12 protein-coding genes are annotated in these 18529 nt (G+C 71.4%); 1 reads left to right on the top strand and 11 read right to left on the bottom strand.

Annotated features, from left to right (window positions below; all coding sequences use genetic code 11):
• Positions 1 to 35: 35 nt before the first annotated feature.
• The 4 genes from ACWD02_RS35865 to malX all read right to left on the bottom strand — a co-directional run bounded on the left by ACWD02_RS35865 (position 36) and on the right by malX (position 4133).
• Positions 36 to 725 (bottom strand): HAD family hydrolase, encoded by a 690-nt coding sequence (locus ACWD02_RS35865; RefSeq protein ID WP_451218839.1) that lies wholly within the window; start codon positions 723 to 725, stop codon positions 36 to 38.
• 26 nt (positions 726 to 751) lie between these two features.
• Entirely contained in the window at positions 752 to 1234 is a 483-nt protein-coding gene (locus tag ACWD02_RS35860; RefSeq protein WP_451218836.1) for an Lrp/AsnC family transcriptional regulator, read from the bottom strand.
• 112 nt (positions 1235 to 1346) lie between these two features.
• Positions 1347 to 2522 (bottom strand): MalY/PatB family protein, encoded by a 1176-nt coding sequence (locus ACWD02_RS35855; RefSeq protein WP_451218833.1) that lies wholly within the window; start codon positions 2520 to 2522, stop codon positions 1347 to 1349.
• 3 nt (positions 2523 to 2525) lie between these two features.
• The gene (malX, locus tag ACWD02_RS35850; RefSeq protein WP_451218830.1) at positions 2526 to 4133 is read right to left on the bottom strand and encodes a maltose/glucose-specific PTS transporter subunit IIBC; all 1608 of its coding nucleotides are present in this window, start codon (positions 4131 to 4133) and stop codon (positions 2526 to 2528) included.
• A gap of 200 nt (positions 4134 to 4333) precedes the next feature.
• On the opposite strand from malX, the gene ACWD02_RS35845 reads away from it, so the two are divergent.
• Positions 4334 to 6157, top strand: coding sequence for a glycoside hydrolase family 15 protein (locus ACWD02_RS35845; RefSeq protein ID WP_451218827.1), 1824 nt, complete (start codon positions 4334 to 4336; stop codon positions 6155 to 6157).
• A 9-nt stretch (positions 6158 to 6166) separates the two neighbouring features.
• On the opposite strand, the gene ACWD02_RS35840 is transcribed toward ACWD02_RS35845, so the two are convergent.
• The 7 genes from ACWD02_RS35840 to ACWD02_RS35810 form a co-directional block, all read right to left on the bottom strand.
• Positions 6167 to 6901: a class I SAM-dependent methyltransferase gene (locus ACWD02_RS35840; RefSeq protein ID WP_451218824.1), complete on the bottom strand. Its 735-nt coding sequence runs from the start codon at positions 6899 to 6901 to the stop codon at positions 6167 to 6169.
• An 8-nt stretch (positions 6902 to 6909) separates the two neighbouring features.
• A complete protein-coding gene (locus ACWD02_RS35835) occupies positions 6910 to 11343 on the bottom strand; it encodes an aminotransferase class I/II-fold pyridoxal phosphate-dependent enzyme (RefSeq protein ID WP_451218821.1) in 4434 nt (1477 codons plus the stop codon).
• Between the two features lie 168 nt (positions 11344 to 11511).
• Entirely contained in the window at positions 11512 to 13200 is a 1689-nt protein-coding gene (locus ACWD02_RS35830; protein ID WP_451218818.1) for a right-handed parallel beta-helix repeat-containing protein, read from the bottom strand.
• 5 nt (positions 13201 to 13205) lie between these two features.
• Positions 13206 to 14168 (bottom strand): UDP-glucuronic acid decarboxylase family protein, encoded by a 963-nt coding sequence (locus ACWD02_RS35825; protein ID WP_451218815.1) that lies wholly within the window; start codon positions 14166 to 14168, stop codon positions 13206 to 13208.
• Positions 14165 to 15529: a UDP-glucose dehydrogenase family protein gene (locus ACWD02_RS35820; RefSeq protein ID WP_451218812.1), complete on the bottom strand. Its 1365-nt coding sequence runs from the start codon at positions 15527 to 15529 to the stop codon at positions 14165 to 14167. The genes ACWD02_RS35825 and ACWD02_RS35820 overlap by 4 nt, the downstream gene beginning before the upstream one ends.
• Before the next feature lie 29 nt (positions 15530 to 15558).
• Complete coding sequence (gene galE / locus ACWD02_RS35815; RefSeq protein WP_451218809.1) at positions 15559 to 16623, bottom strand: UDP-glucose 4-epimerase GalE; 1065 nt, start codon at positions 16621 to 16623, stop codon at positions 15559 to 15561.
• Positions 16624 to 16629: 6 nt separating this feature from the next.
• On the bottom strand, positions 16630 to 18459 hold the full coding sequence (locus tag ACWD02_RS35810; protein ID WP_451218807.1) for a glycosyltransferase family 2 protein: 1830 nt from the start codon (positions 18457 to 18459) through the stop codon (positions 16630 to 16632).
• Positions 18460 to 18529 lie beyond the last annotated feature (70 nt).

Here is an 18529-nt window from a genome sequence, read left to right as displayed (position 1 = left end):
CGTCTTGGACGACCGGGCCATCCCGAGGGCGGCGGCTACGCCCGGGTCAGCCCGGCAAGGTGGTCCCAGGCCGCCTGCGCCGTGAACTCGGCCTGCCCGCCCCGCAGCAGCAGCTCCGCCGACGCGAACGCCGGTTGGCCGGCGTGGGCGGCGACGTAGGGGATCGCGATGCAGCGCATGCCCGCCGCGTGCGCCGCTGCCGCGCCCGGAGCGGCGTCCTCCAGGACCACGCAGTCGGCCGGGTCCGCGCCTAGGAGCGCGGCGGCGGCCAGGAACACGTCGGGGGCGGGCTTGCCGTGCGCGACCTCGTCCGCCGAGACGACGGTGGTCAGGAGCGCGTCGAGGCCGGTGCCCGCGAGGATCGCCTCGATGGCGGGTCGGGACGACCCGGAGGCCACGGCCATCGGCACCCCGGCACCGTGCAGCCGCTCCACGAACTTCCGCATCTCGGGGAAAACGTGCGTCTCGGCGCGGGCGAGGGCGAGATAGCGCCGGTCGAGCTCCGAGAGCAGTTCGGCCACCGGTACGCCGATGCCGTACCGGTCCTTCCATGTGGCGAGGGTCTCCTGGGTGCCGATCCCCACGTAGCGCTCGTTGTCGGCCCAGGTGTAGGCGACGCCGTGCTCGGCCAGCAGTTCGCGCGACGCCTCGTAGTAGTTCGGCTCGCTGTCCACGAGAGTGCCGTCGAGATCGAAGATGACCGAGGTGTCGCCGAAGATGCTCATGTACTCCAGCATGCCAAAGCCGCAGTTCAACGCTGCTCGGCGGAGGTCCGGCCGATCGACTCCACGAGCGGCAGCAGGCGGTGCGGGACGCGTTCGCGCAGCGCCATCTCCGTACGGGTGCGGACGACGCCCGGCATCTGGATCAGCTGCTGGACCACGTCCTCCAGGTGGCCGTTGTCCCGGGCCACCACGCGGGTCAGGAGGTCACCGCCGCCGGTGATCGAGAACGCCTCGATGATCTCGGGCACGGCGGCGAGCGCGTCACCCACCTCGTCCAGGTGCCCCTGCGTGACCTCGATGTGCACGAAGGCGAGCACGGGATGCCCGAGCGCGGCAGGCGAGAGCGAAGGCCCCGTCCCGGTGATCACCCCGTCCCGCTCCAGCCGGTCGAGCCGCGCCTGCAGGGTGCCACGGGCCACCCCGAGCACACGCGCGTACTCACGGACACTGGTACGGGGCTGCTCCAGGAGGAGCCGCAGAATGCGGGTGTCGAGCTCGTCGACGGCCATGGCGCGGATCTCCCGGGTACGAGGGGCGAACCTCGCGACTGTACCAACGGAACCCGCCGTCCAGCCTCCGGGAGACCGGCCTGACCTGCGGATACCGGCCCGGCCAAACGCCTCAGCCGGCCGCGTCCCCGCGGTGGATCGCCCGTACCGCCTCCATCAGCGCAGCGACCCCCCGCTCGGCCTTCTCCCGTGGGCAGCCCACGTTCAGGCGTAGGTGGCCGGGGGCGCCGTAGGACGTGCCGGGCATGATTGCCACCTTCTGGGTGTCGATCAGTTCGCGTTGGAGTGCCTCGTCGTCCACCCCCAGCGGGCTTACGTCGATCCAGGCCAGGTATCCCGCCTGGGGTGGGGTCCACTTCAGGGGCGGGAACGCTGCGTTGAGGCGGTCGGCGACCAGGTGGAGGTTGCCGCGGAGGTACATGCCCAGGGCGTCCAGCCAGGGGGCGCCCTGGCGGTACGCCGCGATGTGGCCCACCAGGGAGAGCACCGCCGGGGAGGACAGGCCGTCGGCCTCCTTGAGGTTGCGAAGGTACGCGTCGCGTGTGGCCGGGTCGGCGATGATGCCGTAACTGCCCGTCAGGGCCGGGATGTTGAAGGATTTCGATGCCGATGTCACCACCGCCCAGCGCCCCTCGCGAGCGCCGTGCAGGGGCCACGGGCGGTGGACGTACGGCGGGTGCGCGAGGTCCGAGTGGATCTCGTCGCTGATCACCGCGACGCCGTACCGCGCGCAGAGAGCGGCGGTGCGGTCCAGCTCGGCCTCCGTCCACACGTGGCCGGTGGGGTTGTGAGGGGAGCAGAGGAGCAGAACGGCCGTGTCCGGCAGGGCAAGGAGCCGTTCCAGTTCGGCCCAGTCTCCGAGCGGGCAGCCGAGCAGCCGCCGCTCGTGCGCGGCGACGGTCTTGGGGAACGCGTCGTACGTCGGCGTGTGGACGACGACGCCGTCGCCGGGGCGGGACCACAGGCGCAGGAGCTGGGAGATCTGGTAGATCACGGAGGGGCCGTAGACGATCGACCCCGGGTCCAGCTCGGTGGCGTGGCGTTCGCCGTACCAGTCGACGATCGCGGAGAGGAAGTCCGTCTGGCGCCAGCGGGAGTAGCCGAGCACGCCGTGGTCGAGCCTGCCGCGCAGGGCCGACAGGACCGCGGGCGCCGTCTCGAAGTCCATGTCCGAGATGGTGAACGGCAGCAGGTCGGGGACGCCGAAGCGGTCCTCCACGTAATCCCACTGCGTACACCACGTGCCGTGCCGGTCGACGGGTCCGTCGAAGTCGAAGGAAGGGGCCACCGGTCAGCCCACCCGCACCATCGACGCGATCGCGTCCTTCACCGACTGCACCTGCGGACCGATGATCACCTGCACATTGTGCGCGTCGAGCTTGATGACCCCCACCGCGCCCAGCTTCTTCAGACGGGCCTCGTCGACCTGTCCGGCGTCCGCGACCGTCATGCGCAGGCGGGTGATGCAGTTGTCGAGGGTCTGGATGTTCTCGGCGCCGCCGATCGCCTCCAGGATCGCCACGGCGTCGTACTTCCCCGCGATCAGCTCACGCGGAGCCGCGGCCGCGGCCTCGTCCTCGGCGGACGTCCCCTCCTCGTCGGCCTCCGCCACCGGCTCCTCCCGACCCGGCGTCTTGAGGTCGAAGCGGGTGATGGCCCAGCGGAAGAGGAAGTAGTAGCCGGCGAACCACACCGCGGCGATGACGGGTATCAGGTACCACTTCGTGGTCGTGCCCTGCAGGACGCCGAAGACGAGCCAGTCGATGACGTTGCCGTCGGTGTTGCCGATGAACACCCCGAGGACGGCGGCGGTCAGGAAGCCGAGGCCGACCAGCACGGCGTGGATCAAGTACAGCCACGGCGCGATGAACAGGAACAGGAACTCCAGCGGTTCGGTGATGCCGCCGACGACGCACGCGACGACACCGGAGACAAGGAGCGCCTTGATCTCCGGGCGCATCTTCTTGTTCGCACAGTGGTACATCGCCAGGGCCGCGCCCGGCAGCCCGCCGAGGTAGACGGCCATCTTGCCCTGGGAGAGGAAGTGCGTGGCGTCGGTGACCGCGTCACCGGGCGGGGTCGCGCAGTTGAGCTGGGCGTAGAAGAGGTTCAGCGCGCCGGAGACCTGGTCGCCGCAGACCGCGCCGGAGCCGCCGACATCCGTGAAGCGGAACATGGCGACGAGGATGTGGTGCAGGCCGATCGGCCGCAGCAGCACCTCCCCCATGCCGAAGAAGAACGGGCCGAAGACGCCCGCGTGACCGATCGCGCGCCCGAGGTCAGTGATCCAGCCGTTGAACGTCGGCCACACCAGCGGGATCAGCAGACCGAGCAGGCTGAGGACCAGCGTCGAGATGATCGGCACGAAGCGCAGACCGCCGAAGAAGGCGAGCGCGTCGGGCATCCGCTGGGCACGAAAGCGCTGGTGGAGCACGCTGACAACGATGCCAACAGCTACGGCGCCGAGCAGTCCCGTATCGATGGACTGGATGCCGATGACGTCGGCGATGCCGTAGTGGGCGATTGCCTTCTCGTCCTCCAGGTCCACGCCCTTGGCGGTGAGGTAGAAGTTCACCGCCAGGTTCATCGCGGCGTAGCCGACGAAGCCCGAGAAGGCCGCGACGCCCTTGTCCTCGCGGGCCAGGCCCAGCGGGATGGCTATCGCGAACATCACGGGGAGGAACTTGAAGGCGACGAGACCGGTGCTCGCCATCCACGTGAAGACGAGGTGGAAGCCCTCGCCCTGGAGGAAGGTGAGGTTCTCGGTGACGGCCTCGCTGGAGAGCGACGAGCCGATGCCCAGCATGATGCCGCAGAACGCGAGCAGGGCCACCGGGAGCATGAACGTCTTGCCGAGGCCCTGGAGGAATTCCCAGAGCGCGGACTTGGTCTTCTGCATGTGTGGGGGTCTTTCGGGCCTGAGCGGAGGCGAACGCGATCGATCCGCCCGGACGGATGAGATCACAGCGGTTCGGGGGCTGTCCATGGCCGTTGCACATGGTGAATCCGGTGCCTCGAAGGGGGCCTGATCCCAGGCCCGAAGGGCCGGTCCGCCGTAGAATGGAAAGGCGGCAATGTGCACGACGGCGTGACTCGATCATGAACGCTCGCATCGAGGACTACGCCCTCATCAGTGACCTGGAAACCGCTGCCATGCTCGGCAGGGACGGGTCGATCGACTGGCTCTGCCTGCCGCGCTTCGACTCCCCGGCCTGTTTCGCCGCGCTGCTCGGCACGGCGGACAACGGCTTCTGGCGGGTTTCCCCCGTCGGCGCGGGGCCGTGCACACGGCGGGGCTACCGCCAGGACACCCTGGTCATGGACTCCCACTGGGAGTGCCCGAGCGGTGCCGTGCGCGTCACGGACTTCATGCCCCCGCGCGCGGAACTGCCCTGCATCGTGCGCGTCGTCGAGGGCCTGTCCGGAAGCGTGGCCATGCGCAGCGAACTGCGGCCGCGCTTCAACCAGGGCCGCGTCGTGCCGTGGGTGCGTCGACAGGAGCACTGCACGGTCGCCGTCGCCGGACCCGACTCCCTCTGGCTGAGCGCCGACGGCCCGATGGAGATACGCACCGGTCTGCACGACTCCAGGGCCCACGACCCCGGCGTCCGTGACTCCAGTGCCCTGGACTTCACCGTCTCGGCGGGCCAGCGCCTCACGCTGCAACTCGTGTGGGCGCCCTCGCACCTGCCGGAACCGCCCGAGCCGCTGAGAGTCCCCGCGGAGACGGCGCTGAAGGCGACCGGCGACTTCTGGCGGCGCTGGACGGCCAAGTGCCGCTACCAGGGCCCCTGGCGGGAAGCGGTCACCCGCTCGCTGATCACGCTGAAGGCCCTCACCTACGCGCCCACGGGCGGCATCGTCGCCGCACCGACCACCTCGCTCCCGGAGTGCGCGGGCGGCGAACGCAACTGGGACCACCGCTTCTGCTGGCTGCGCGACTCCACGCTCACCCTCTCCGCCCTGCTGCGCAGCGGCTACCGCGACGAGGCCACGGCCTGGCTCGACTGGCTGGTGCGTGCCGTGGCGGGTGATCCCGCCGATCTCCAGGCGGTGTACGGGGTGGAGGGGCAACGGCGGCTGCCGGAGGCCGAAGCACCCTGGCTGTCGGGGTACGAGGGCTCGCGGCCCGTACGGTTCGGGAACGCCGCGGCCCATCAGCTCCAGCTGGACGTCTACGGCGAGGTGCTCGACACGCTCTATCTGTCGCTGCGGGCGGGCATCCCGATGCAGCCCCACCTGTGGAGCCTGGTGGAATCCCTGATGAGCCATCTGCGGGACCACTGGCGCGAGCCGGACCAGGGATTGTGGGAAGTCCGATCCGCGGGGCGGCAGTTCGTCCACTCCAAGGTCATGTCCTGGGTCGCGGCCGACCGTGCCCTGCGCATGGGCGAGATGCTCGGCAGGAACGAGTCCGCGGGGGAGTGGCGCACCATGCGGGACGCGGTGCACCGGGAGGTGTGCCGCGAGGGATGGGACGACGAACGACGGACGTTCGTGCAGTCCTACGGATCGCCCGCCCTCGACGCGTCGGCCCTGCTGATCCCCAAGGTCGGCTTCCTGCCCGCCGACGACGCGCGGGTGCACGACACCGTACGGGCGATGGGTGCCCTGGACCACCACGGATTCGTGCGCAGGTACGGTCACGACGGCCCTGGGGCGACCGGTGTGGACGGCATGCGTGGCTCCGAGGGCACGTTCGTGGCGTGCTCCCTCTGGTACGCCGACGCGCTGGCGGCCACCGGCCGGCTCACGCAGGCGCGCGAGACCTTCGAGCACGTCCTGGACGTACGCAACGACGTGGGCCTGCTGGCGGAGCAGTGGGACCCGGACAGTCACCGCCAACTGGGGAACGCACCGCAGGCGTTCAGCCACATCGCGCTGGTGGAGACGGCGTTCGCGCTGCAGGAGGCGGGCGCCTGAGGGTGCCGGTCAGGACTGCCTCGTCGCCGTGAGCAGCACCATCCCGGAGTCCCCGTAGTCGGGCAGCGTCGGGTCGGCGTCGATCCGGGTGACCGCGAGGTGCTCGGTGAGCGGGGCGAACACCTCGGTGACGACGACCGGGTTCACCGGACAGCCGGGCCACCGCGACGCGGGCCCGATGCGGTACGTCGGCATGTTCTCCATGAACGCCGCGACGAGATGGCCCCCCGGGGCGACCGAGCGCACGAAGCACCGGCAGAAGTCCGTGAACTCCGCGAAGTCCTCGGTGACGCCCTCGGCGACGAAGTTCATCGACGCGATGGTGTACGTGCCGGACGGCAGCGCACGGATGTCGCCGTGCACGACGCGCACGCCCGCGAGCGCCTCCTGAAGCGTGGGCGGCAGCTCGGGGTTGAGGCGGCGGCACAGCGCGTGGAAGGGCAACCAGCTGTCGTCGGGGCCCTGTTCGAGCTGCCGGGTCAGATAGGCGACACCCGCGGCGCTCGCCTCGACGGCGTCGATGCGGCGGCTCGCGGCGGCGGCCATGATCAGCGGATACAGGTTGGGTCCCGCCCCGAACTCCAGGGAGCACGCGGCGCTTGCCCGGCCGAACCGCCGGTAGAAGGCGGAGTGGTGGGCGATGACCGCCGCGTCGGACGGATGCAGCTCCCGGTAGTTCTCGCCGAGGTAGTCCTGGACGGGCCAACTGTCCCAGTCGACGTCGTCGTTGCGGGTGGGGGCCATGGCGGGGGTCAGCTCCCCGGCCGCAGCGGGAAGCGTTCGGACAGGCGCGTCAGGGTGGTGTTGAGCCGGTCGATGTCGTCGTCGGAGTTCAGGGCCGTGAGCTGCACACGGAACCCGACACGGTCGCGCGGCACGAGCGGATAGGCCGCCAGGGTCACGTAGATGCCCTGCTCCCACAGGAATCCGGCGACCGCGTCCAGGTCCGACGCGTCGGCCAGCGGTATCTCCACGATCGGCAGCTGGTCGCGGTTGAGCGTCCCCACGCCGAGCCCGGCCACGTGGTCGAGCACCCGGACGGTCTTGCGGTGCAGATCGGCGCGGATGGCGTCGCCGCGCCGGTCGTTGACCTCCAGACCGGCGAGCGCGGTCGCCAGCGAGGCCGTGGGCGACGGCCCGGAGTACAGATAGGGGGCGGCGGCCACCTTCAGGTGGTCCTTGAGCCAGGGCGGCAGCGCGAGGAAGGCGAGGAGCGAGGAGTAGGCCTTGGAGAAGCCGCCGACCAGGACGATGTTGTCGTACGTCTCGCCGGTGTGCCGCACGACGCTGTTGCCGCGGGACCCGTAGGGGCACGGCTCGTCGGCGTGGCGCTCCCCGATGACGCCGAATCCGTGGGTGTCGTCGATGTAGAGCGTGGCGCCCGAGTCCCGGCAGATCCCGGCCAGTTCGGGCACGTCGGCGATGTTCCCGCTCATGCTGTTGACGCCGTCGAGGCAGACCAGGCGGGCCGAGCCGCTCGGCACCGCCCGCAACAGGGCGGCCAGTTCGTCGGGCCGGTCGGCGTGGAAGCGCCGCAGCGTGGCGCCCTGCCCACGGGCAAAGACGCAGCCGTCGTAGACCGTGCGGTGCGCCGCGGCCTCGACGAAGACATGCCCCTCGCCGGCCAGGGCGGGGATGACCGAGGCGTGGATCAGCGTGGCCGTCGGCAGCAGCAGGGTGTCCGGCGCCCCGAGCAGCGCGGTGAGCCGCTCCTCGATCTCGGTGTAGAGCCGGGGACTGCCCAGGAGCCGGGACCAGCTGGGGTGGGTTCCCCAGCGGCGTACGGCGGGTTCGATGGCGTCGATGATCTCGGGATCACAGTCGAGCCCCAGGTAGTTGCAGGAGGCGAAGTCGATGAGCCAGTGGTCCCCGCTGCGGATGTGCCGGCCGCGGACCTCGTCGAGGACGCAGTCGCTCATCGGGCTGGTGCGCCGCAGGTGGTCGAGTTCGCCCCAGCGCGGATCGCGCCGCACCCCCAGGAGTCCGGTGTCCGTTTCGCTCATGGTGCTCTCCCTCTCCGAGGGGGTCGGGGCAGGCTTCGCGGGCGGGTCGCTCCCAGCGGCAGGGGTGGCGCGGGCGATCCGGCGGCCACGCCCGGCGCCAGGGCCCGGGCTGACGCCGTCGAGCCCCCGGCGCCGGCGCAGGAGCCGTTCCCCCTGCTCGGCCGTCAGCGGCCGTGCGAAGAGATAGCCCTGCCCGAACCCGCAGCCCATCGCGGTCAGCAGATCGCGTTGCGCGGCCTGCTCGATGCCCTCGGCGATGACCTGGAGACCCATCGTGTCGGCGAGGTGCACGATGCCCTCCACGAGGGCGAGCTGCCGGGTGTCATCGGCGATGTCGTCGATGAACGACTTGTCGATCTTGAGTACGTCGACGGGGAACTCGCGGAGATAGCGCAGCGAGGAGAATCCCGTGCCGAAGTCGTCGACCGCGATCCGCACGCCGAGATCCTTCAACGCCCGCATGACCGCCTGTATCTGGCCGTCACGCCGCATCAGCACGGACTCGGTCAGCTCCAACTGCACGGAGCCCGGGGCGAGTCCGGGGGTGTCGAGGGCGTTGCGCACCTCGCCGAGGAAGCCCGGGTCGCGGAACTGCCGCGCGGACACGTTGACGCTGATGTACGGGCGCCGGTCGCAGCCGGCGCCCGCGCTCTGCAGACCCGCGATGTCCGCGGCGGCGCTGCCCAGGACCCAGGCGCCGAGCGGCGTGATGTGGCCGGTCTCCTCGGCGAGCGGGATGAACTGCTGCGGCGGCACCAGACCGCGCCGGGGGTGCGGCCAGCGGGCCAGCGCCTCGAAACCGACGATCTCGGCGGTGTGCTGGGCGCCGTCCGCCGGGGCGCCGTTCGCGCTGATGTCGACGACGGGCTGATAGCGCAGCGCGAACTCCTCGTCGGCGATCGCCCGGTCCAGACTCGCCTGCAGGTCGTGCCGCTCCCGCATGCGTACGTGCAGCCCCTGCTGGAAGCGGCGCCACTGACGCTTGCCCGCGGCCTTGGCCGCGTACAGCGCGAGGTCGGCGTGGGTGAGGAGTTCCTCGGCGCCCGCGCTGTCCACGGCCGTGGCCACGCCCACGCTCGCCGAGACGCTCACGCTGTCGCCGGACAGCTGGAACGGCCTGCTGAGCGCCTGCACCACCTGCGCGGCCAGGATCTCCGCGTCGACGGGCTCCTTGGCGTCCTCCATCAGGATGGCGAACTCGTCGCCGCCGAGGCGGGCCGCGGTGTCACTGCGCCGCAGCGAGCGCGAGACACGGGACCCGACGGCGGCAAGCAGCCGGTCCCCGACCGAGTGCCCCAAGGTGTCGTTGACGACCTTGAAGTCGTCCAGGTCGATGAAGAGCACGCACGTAAGCGTCGTCTCCCGGCGACCACGCAGCAGTGCCCGCTCGATGCGCTCCAGGAGCAGCGTCCGGTTGGGCAGGCCGGTCAGCGCGTCGTGGAAGGCCCGCTGGGTCAGCTCGTGCTCCAGCTGACGCTGCTCGGTCACGTCCCGCAGGGTGACGACGAGCCCCCGCACGGTGGGGTCCTGCCGCAGGTCGCTGCAGCGCACCTCCACCTCGATGCGTCCGCCGCCCCGCGGCATCCACCAGTAGTCATGGGGCTCCTGCTGCCCGCCGCCGCGCATGGCCGCGAGCACGCGCGCGGCGCGGTCCCTGTCCCGCGGGTCCACCAGTTCCGGCAGCCCCGCCCCGACCAGCCGGACGTCACCGAAGACGGCCTGCGCGGAGGGGCTCGCGTACCGGACGGTGTCGTCGTCGTCCACGATGAGAATGACGTCGGAGGCGTTGCGCACCAGCGTCCGGAAGTACGCCTCGCTCTCGCGCCGGATGATCTCCTGCCGGAGTGCGATGCGCTCCTTGGCCAGGCCCGCGTGCGAGGCGAGGATCTCCAGGGAGCCCCAGACCTCGGTGAGCTGCTTCTCGGAGCCGGAGGCGATCAGCACGCCCGGCGGATCGTCCCCGGCGGGACGGTCGCGCTGGATCATCGGGCAGACCAGGGCACTCTGCGAGGCGTCGAGGCGGGCGGCGATCTCCGGGCCCAGAGCGGCGGGCCGGACCAGCCGTGTGCGGCGCAGGTCCAGGGCGGCGTAGCGGAACGGCGGCGAGTCGCCCGCCTCCAGGAGCAGGGTCCCGGGCCGGGCCCCCGGCCCGGACAGCGCGGCGACCGTCGTCTCGCAGGTCTCGATGATCTGCTCCGTGGAGATCGCGGCGACCAGCGACGCGGCCGCACCGCGCAGCGCGAGTTCGCGGTCCACGGCCTTGCGGTGCGCCACGACCATGCCCGCGAGCCGCAGGATCACCAGGAGGAACAGGGTGCCGGAGAAGGCGGCGATGACGGCCGCGTCGTGGGCGCTGTCGAGAAGAGCCTCCACGAGCAGGATCGCCGGGGCGATGAGCGTGGCCGCGGCGAGCAGCACGAGTCTGCGCGGCGGCGGGAGCAGGGTCTGGCGCTGATGCGTGTACGCGGTCAGCTCCACCATCGAGGGGTGCAGCGCGGCGAGGCCCCACGCCGTGTAGAAGACGATCCAGCCCATGTCCAGGAGCGTGCCGGTCTGCCACAGCCCGTTGAGCTGCAGGATCCCGTACGCGATGTCGAAGGTGAGCAGGGTGAACGTGCCGAGCACGAGCAGGCGTACGGCGGGATTGTGGCCGGTCACGAAGCCCGGGGTGAGCAGCCGCGCGAGGAGGGCGAGGACCAGCACGTCGCCCAGCGGGTAGGCGATGCTGATGGCGCGCTGCGGCCAGGTCAGGCCCTCGACCTCGGTCAGCGGCTGGACGAGGTAGACCCACACCGGCAGCGCGAGCCCACCGGTGATGATGAGCGCGTCCAGCAGACTCGGCAGGTCAGGGCTCGCCCATCGGTAGCGCACGAGCCCGAAGAGGCCCGCGGCGAGCAGCGGATACACCGCGAGGTAGCAGGCGTCGGCCGGGGAGGGGAACGGATTCGACGCCTGGAAGTACTGCTCGACCACGTTGTAGTACGTGTCGCCCGCCGCGAACGCGAGCAGTCCCGTCGCGAGCACCCACCACGGCCAGCGGTGCGCGGGGCGGTGGACGCGCACACCGATGACGACGGCTGCGACGCCGCCGAGACCGATGAGCGCCCAGAGCGCGGCACGCAGGCCCGGGAGCGTCATGTACACGATGGTGAGAGCGGCGACCAGGGCGACGTAGGCGGCCATGAGCCGATGCGCCCGTGGTGGATCCAGGGGGTATGAGCGAAGCAATGGCAAAGCGCCTCCCTGCGTGGCAGGGACACCCGGCCGCGAGTCACGCGTCAACCTGGGGTCTCGCTGTATCGATCGTAGGCACGGGCCGTGTGCGCCTGCATCTTCGGCCCGCTCCGCCTCTTAGTCCGGCGCGGGCAGCGCGGCCCCGACCGGCGGGGGCGTGCCGACCGCCCGGCCGAAGTAGTCGACGGCACCGGGGTCGATGCCGAACAGCCCGCGCAGGTCGAGCCCCTTGTCCGCGAGGGCGTCGCAGTCGGGGAGGAACAGCCGCGCGTCGCCGGGGGACGTGGCGGTCGGCAGTTCCCCGCCGGCGAGACAGGGGTCGACGGTCAGGCCGGAGGGCCGTCCGTCGACGCGTTCCTGGCCGGTGGCCGCGCGCCAGGCAGCGAGGCCGGTGTAGGCGTGGTCACCCCACTGCACGGTCCATTGTCCTTGCGGGGCGCGGTAGTTGTTGCCCTGCACCCGGGCGTTCTTGGCGGTGAGGCCGCGGTCCACCAGGGCGAGCGGGGAACCGTCGGTGACGAAGGTGTTGTTGCGGACGGTCACCCCCGTCTCGCCGTCCATCAGCCGCAGGGCGGGGCCGCTCCCGCCGTTCTCCAGGGCCGTCATCACCACGGTGTTCTGGTAGATCCGCAGGTTGCGCACGTCGTGGCCGTAGACGGCGAGCCCGCCGAAGCGCGGCAGCTTGCGGCCGTCGTCGGAGGTGATGTTGTAGCGGATCGTGTTGTCCTTGTGCGCGCCGTTCGCCTTGCGGGTGTACGCGTAGAAGCCCGGTCCGTCGTTGTGGAACGCCAGGTTGTACTGCATCGTCGAGTCCGAGACGTTCTCGTCGAACCCGAACCCGGCGCCGTCGACCTTGGAGCCGGTGTGGTTGCGGTAGGCGGTGTTGTGCTCCAGGAGCACATCCCTGGCGTCGTACGCCCAGATGCCCACCGGGCCGGAAGGCGCGTCGCCGGACGACCTGGATCCGTTGTCGTGCGCGCTGGAGTAACGCACCGTGGCGTCCCGCACGGCGCCGAGGATGATGCCGTCGCCGGTGTGGCGGTCGTCCGCGTCGGAATCACCCGTGTTCCGGTACGCGTCGACGTCCGAGATGTCGAAGTCCTGGTGGGCGTATGCGGGTCGGGCGGGTTCGTACGCGGGACCGTACGTCAGCAGACCGGCGTCCTTGTTGCCGTGCAGCTTCGCCTGACGGATCGTCACGTCCTTGAAGCCGTTGCCCTTCTCCACACCGCCGACCGCGATGCCGACCTGGAAACCGGAGACGGTGACGTCGGAGACGAGGACGCCGGTGAGCTTGGTGCCGCCCGGGCGGTCGGCGTAGAGGTTGATGCCGCCGTCGCGGGCGTAGGCGGCGCGGTCCCCGGTGACGGTGAGGTCGCGGATCTGCACGCCCGCCGTGTTGTGCACGGAGACGCCGGGGGAGCCCTCGGCGTCGACCGTCGCCCGGCCGTCGCCGTACGACCCGACCACCACGGGCCGGTCCGCGCGGCCCGCCTCGGCGCTGCCCAGGGTGACGGTGCCGGTGAACCGCGCGCCGCCCTCGAGCAGCAGCCGGTCGCCCGGTTCGAGCGTCACACGCTCGGCGCGGGCGAGGGAACGCCAGGCCTGCTCCGGCGAGGAACCGTCGTTCTGGTCGTCGCCCCGCGGGCTGACGTAGTACGTATGGGCCGTTGGCGCGTAGTGCGGGGTGGCGGCGCAGCCGCTCGCGCCGAGCAGCACGATCGCTGCGGTAAGGACGCCAGGGGCGGTGCGGAGCCCGGCGGCGGACGGTGCGGCTTTCCCGGTCATCGCGGCTTTCCCGGTCATGGGGATCATGCCTCCACAGGCACCCGCGAGCGCCGCGGTACGGACCGCGCGGTGAACCACGCCACCGTGTGCCGAAGGCCCTCGTCGAGCGGGACGCGGGGCATCCAGCCGAGTTGCTCCACGGCCCGGTTGATCACCGGGCGGCGGCGCGTCGGATCGTCGACGGGCAGCGGGCGGCAGACGATCCGCGAGGTCGATCCGGCGACGCGCAGGACGAGTTCGGCCAGTTCGCGGACGGTGCGCTCGCTGGGGTTGCCCAGGTTCACCGGACCGCCGCGGTCACTGTCGAGCATCGCGACCAGGCCCCGGACGAGGTCGTCGACGTAGCAGAAACTGCGGGTCTGGCTGCCGTCGCCATAGAGCGTCAGCGGCCTGCCGGCCAGGGCCTGGCGGACGAAGGTGGAGACCACGCGTCCGTCGTGCGGCCGCATCCGCGGCCCGTACGTGTTGAAGATCCGTACGATGCCCACGTCCACGCCGTGGCTGCGCCGGTACGCCATGGCCAGCGCCTCCGCGAACCGCTTGGCCTCGTCGTAGACGCTGCGCGGGCCGACCGGATTGACGTGGCCCCAGTACTCCTCGGGCTGCGGGTGGACCTCCGGATCGCCGTAGACCTCGCTGGTGGAGGTGAGCAGGAAGCGGGCGCCGTGCCGCTGCGCCAGGCGCAGGGCGTTCTCGGTGCCCCGGCTGCCGACGGCCAGGGTCTCCAGGGCGAGCCGGTGGTAGTCCGGCGGCGAGGCGGGGCTCGCGAGATGGGCCACGGCGTCCACGGGGCCCGGCACGTCCAACGGCGTCGTCACGTCGGCCCGGATCAGCCGGAAGCCGGGGGCGTCGCGCAGGTGGGCGACGTTGAGCGGTTCACCGGTGCAGAAGTTGTCCAGGCAGTAGACCGTGTCGCCCCTGCGCAGCAGGGCTTCGCACAGGTGGGAGCCGACGAATCCGCCGCCGCCCGTCACCACGACCCTCATGACGCGCCTCCGGTGAACGCGGCAGCCTCGGACTGCGGGGAAGCATCCGTGGAGAGCCGTGGGCGGCCGGGAGCGTGCACGGCCCAGCCGGCCGCCGACCAGGACCGGGGGTCAAGGCTGTTGCGGGCGTCCAGGAGGACGGGGGAGTGCACGAGGCCGGCGAGCGCCGCGGGGTCGATGTCGCGGTACTCGGGCCAGTCGGTGAGATGCAGGACCAGGTCGGCGTCCTCGCACGCCTTGTCGACCTCCAGGGCGTAGGTCAGATCGGGGTGGGTCACGCGCGCGTTGTCGATGCCTTGCGGGTCGTGCACACGGACCGTGGCGCCCTGCTGTCGCAGGGCCGCCGCCACGGCCAGCGCCGGCGAGTCGCGGACGTCGTCGCTGCCCGGCTTGAACGCCGCGCCGAGCACCCCGATCCTGCGGCCGGTGACCGATCCGTCGAGCAGACGGCGTGCCCGGTCGACGGTGCGGGAGCGCTGCCGGGTGTTGATCCGGTCGACCTCGTGCAGGAACACCACCGCCTCGCCCGCGCCGATCTCCTCGGCGCGGGCGGCGAAGGCCCGGATGTCCTTGGGGAAGCAGCTGCCGCCGAAGCCGAGCCCCGGTGCGAGGAAGCGGGGGCCGATCCGCGAGTCCGCGCCGATGGCCTCGGCCAGGACCGACGCGTCGGCGCCCGCGGCGTCGCACACCTCGGCCATGGCGTTGATGAAGGAGATCTTGGTGGCGAGGAAGGAGTTCGCCGCCACCTTGACCAGCTCCGCGGTCGCCGGGTCGGTGCTGAAGAAGGGGACTCCGGCGCGGAGCATGGGCGTATAGATCGCCCGTAGCACCCCCTCGGCGTGCCGCGAGGTCACGCCGACGACGAGCCGCTCGGGCCGCATCGTGTCCTGGACCGCGGATCCCTCGCGCAGGAACTCGGGGTTCCAGGCGACCTCCGTACCCGGGGCCACCGGGGCGAGACGATCGGCGAGGCGGGCGGCGGTGCCCACCGGCACGGTCGACTTGCCCACGATCAGGCTGCCGTGCCGCAGATGCGGGGCCAGTCCGTCCACGACGGCGTCCACGTAACGGAGGTCGGCGGCGTGGCCGTCGGGGCGTTGCGGGGTGCCCACACACACGAAGTGTGTGCGGGCGAACGCGGCGCCCTCGGCGAGCGAGGTGGAGAAGCGCAGCCTGCCCGACGCGACGGTCCGTGCGATCAGTTCGTCCAGGCCGCTCTCGTGGATGGGCGCCCGGCCCGCCGAGAGGGATGCGATCCGCTCGGCGTCGATGTCGATGCCGAGGACCTGATGACCGATGTCGGCCATGCACGCGGCGTGCACCGTTCCCACGTATCCGGTGCCGATCACTGTCATCCGCATGACGTCGCTCCTAACGGGTCGTGCCTGTTTCACGGGGCGTGCTGTTTGCCGTTCGGGCGCCGGCCGGAACCGGCGTAGCCATGGGGGTTGAGCTGCTGGAAGCGCCATGCGTCCCGGCACATCTCGGGCAGCCCCCTGCTGGGGCGCCAGCCCCAGGCGCGCGCCACCGCGCGCGCGTCGGCGACGAGTTCGGTCACGTCGCCGGGGCGGCGCGGCATGATCTGGTACGGGATGGCCCTGCCGCAGGCCGCGCCGAACGCGGCGATGACGTCGAGGACCGAACGGCCGCTGCCGACACCGAGGTTGAACACCCGCAGGCCCGGTCCGTCGGCGAGGTGGTCCAGGGCGATGCGGTGGGCCTCGGCGGTGTCCATGACGTGGAGGTAGTCGCGGATCGCGGTGCCGTCGGGCGTGGCGTAGTCGTCGCCGAACACGGGGAGCCGCTCACGCCGCCCGACGGCGACCTGCGCCACGTACGGCATCAGATTGTCGGGGACGCCACCGGGGTCCTCGCCGAGCAGCCCGCTGGGGTGGGCGCCGACCGGGTTGAAGTAGCGCAGGGCGAGCACCGTGAACTGGGGGCAGCGGGCACACACATCGGCGAGCACCTGCTCGCAGATCCACTTGGACGCCGCGTACGGATTGGTGGGGCGGGCGGACGTGGACTCGTCCAGCGGGCCGCGCCCGGCGTCGCCGTAGACCGAGCAGGAGGAGGAGAACACCATCTGGTGCACGCCGTGTTCGAGCATGACCCGCAGCAGGGCGGTCGTGCCGCCGACGTTGTTGTCGTAGTACTGGACGGGCATCCGTGTCGACTCGCCCACGGCCTTGTGCGCGGCAAAGTGCACGACGGCGTCCACGGAGTGGCGGTCGAAGACGGCCGACAGGGCGCGCCGATCACGGATGTCCAGTTCATAGACGGCGCCGACGAAGCGGTCGGCGACCCGTTCCACCCGCGTGAAGACCTGCGGGGTGCTGTGGGAGTAGTCGTCGATCACGATCAACTCGTAGCCGTGGTCGAGGAGTTCGACGCAGGTGTGGCTCCCGATGAAGCCGGCGCCGCCGGTGACGAGAATGGTGGAGGGTGCGCTCATGGCCGTTCACCAGCCCAGGACGGCGGCGGCGTACGCCGGGTAGAAGACGGTGGCGGTGGCGACCGGCAGGGACACCAGGACGCCGAGGGCGAACGGGAGCCGTGCGGTCGACAGGGCGCGGGCGAAGGAGACGTCCGCGGCCCGCGCGGCCTCCCGCACATGGAGCAGCGGGACGAAGAGGGCGACGGCCGCGTAGGCCGTGGCGGCGAGGAGGCAGAGGAAGACATAGCCGGCCGAAGGGCTCGTCAGCTCGCCCACCAGGGCGACGCCGGACAAGGAGGCCGCCAGCACGACGAACGGCAGGGTGAGCCTGGCGGGCAGCGGCCGTGGTCCACCGGCCTCCTTGGGCGTGACCTTGAAGGTCACCGGCCGCGGTCGCAGCTTCTGCGCGACGGCGCCGAACAGACCCAGGATGACGAAGGGCCAGCGCGCGAGCGCGAACAGCCATGTCTCCCAGCTGATCACCGGCGCGGTGCGCGGGCGCAGCATCCCGCGGCGGCGCATCAGGTACAGGGTCAGGAGCAGCCACACGGGCATGGTCCAGAAGTGGGCCAGGAAGTCCAGGTAGTTGATGTTCATCCACGGCAGCCCGGTGAGGACGGCGATTGGCGGGAGCGTGAGGCCCGCGGTGATCATCAGGCCGAGCAGCGGGTAGTAGGCGAGGGCGTACGAGAAGCGCAGCCGCAGCACGAAAGGCAGCCGTCGCAGATGGCGCGGCAGCAGGCCGAGGAGCATCGTGGTCAGGCTCCGCGACCACTGGTACTCCTGCGTGATCATGTCGGCGAAGGTGAGCGGCCCGTCCCCGTGTGCCTCGGCGTCGATGGCGAACGCCCCGTGCCAGCCGGCGGAGTTGAGCAGATAGGTGGTGGAGAAGTCCTCGGCGAGCTCCGGACCGAGACCCCCGATGTCCCTCAGCGCGCGGGTGCGCACGGCGTAGTGGGAGCCGATGCACATCGGGGCGAGCCCGTCGCTGTGCCCCAGCTGCACCGCGCCGTGCCAGACGGCCTCGCGGTGCAGGCGCCCCCGCGCCGCCCATGACAGGGCGCCGTTGGCGTCACACATGCTGGGGGCGGCGACGTACCCGATGGCGGGGTCGTCGAAGGGGCGGACCATCTCGGCGAGGTAGGTCGCGGCGGGCACGTGGTCGCAGTCGAGCTGCGCGACCACGTCGTAGCGGCCGTAGCCCCAGTTGTCGTAGAAGTAGGCGAGATTGCCCTCCTTGCAGCGGGTGCGGCGCGGCCAGTCGCTGCGGTGGTACAGGAGCACACCGCGTCGGCAGGACATCCGCACCCGGTGCGCGCGGCACCAGGCGATGATCTCGTCGGTCGGCTCCTCGTCGCACAGCCACACGTCGTACGGGTGCGGGAAGTCCTGCGCCAGCATCGCCTCCAGCGTCTGCCGGGCGGTGGGCCACGGCTCCGATGGGGCGCGGGTCACGGCGAAGGCGACCGGGAGCGCGGGGACGGGCAGCTCCGGGTCGACGCGGCGCAGGCGGAGCGCGGTGACGAAGAAGTAGCAGGGCAGGGCGGTGAGGTACAGCAGCAGGGCACTGTTGACGATCAGGCCCGCCCAGCCGACGCGGTGCTCCGGCTGCAGCCACCAGGACCAGAACCACAGGAAGCTCAGCGCCCAGCACACGGCGATCACCATGAGGGCGGCCCGGTCGCGCCGGGGGAGCGCGGGCACGAAAGTCGTCGGCCGGACGCCGCGCACCGGGAACGGAAGCCCGAAGACGGGGCCGCCGGCGGTGACGCGGACGACGTTGCCGCCCGACATCCGCGCGAGGTCGCGCTCCACCTGGACCAGATCCGCGGACATCGGCTCGCTGTGCGTCATGGCGCGACGCTCCTGAGAGGTCGGACGCTGTACGCTGACCACGTACGTTTACGTCGTATATGTAAGACTT

The sequence above is a fragment of the Streptomyces sp. NPDC002853 genome (genome assembly GCF_053591915.1).
This window is presented reverse-complemented; position numbering and strand designations above follow the sequence as displayed.

Coding starts and splice junctions, on each gene's coding strand:
- ACWD02_RS35820 (WP_451218812.1), bottom strand. CDS start 15,529: ATGCGGATGACAGTGATCGGCACCGGATACGTGGGAACGGTGCACGCC.
- galE (WP_451218809.1), bottom strand. CDS start 16,623: ATGAGCGCACCCTCCACCATTCTCGTCACCGGCGGCGCCGGCTTCATC.
- malX (WP_451218830.1), bottom strand. CDS start 4,133: ATGCAGAAGACCAAGTCCGCGCTCTGGGAATTCCTCCAGGGCCTCGGC.
- ACWD02_RS35865 (WP_451218839.1), bottom strand. CDS start 725: ATGAGCATCTTCGGCGACACCTCGGTCATCTTCGATCTCGACGGCACT.
- ACWD02_RS35845 (WP_451218827.1), top strand. CDS start 4,334: ATGAACGCTCGCATCGAGGACTACGCCCTCATCAGTGACCTGGAAACC.
- ACWD02_RS35835 (WP_451218821.1), bottom strand. CDS start 11,343: ATGGCCGCCTACGTCGCCCTGGTCGCCGCTCTCACCATCGTGTACATG.
- ACWD02_RS35860 (WP_451218836.1), bottom strand. CDS start 1,234: ATGGCCGTCGACGAGCTCGACACCCGCATTCTGCGGCTCCTCCTGGAG.
- ACWD02_RS35830 (WP_451218818.1), bottom strand. CDS start 13,200: ATGACCGGGAAAGCCGCGATGACCGGGAAAGCCGCACCGTCCGCCGCC.
- ACWD02_RS35840 (WP_451218824.1), bottom strand. CDS start 6,901: ATGGCCCCCACCCGCAACGACGACGTCGACTGGGACAGTTGGCCCGTC.
- ACWD02_RS35810 (WP_451218807.1), bottom strand. CDS start 18,459: ATGACGCACAGCGAGCCGATGTCCGCGGATCTGGTCCAGGTGGAGCGC.
- ACWD02_RS35825 (WP_451218815.1), bottom strand. CDS start 14,168: ATGAGGGTCGTGGTGACGGGCGGCGGCGGATTCGTCGGCTCCCACCTG.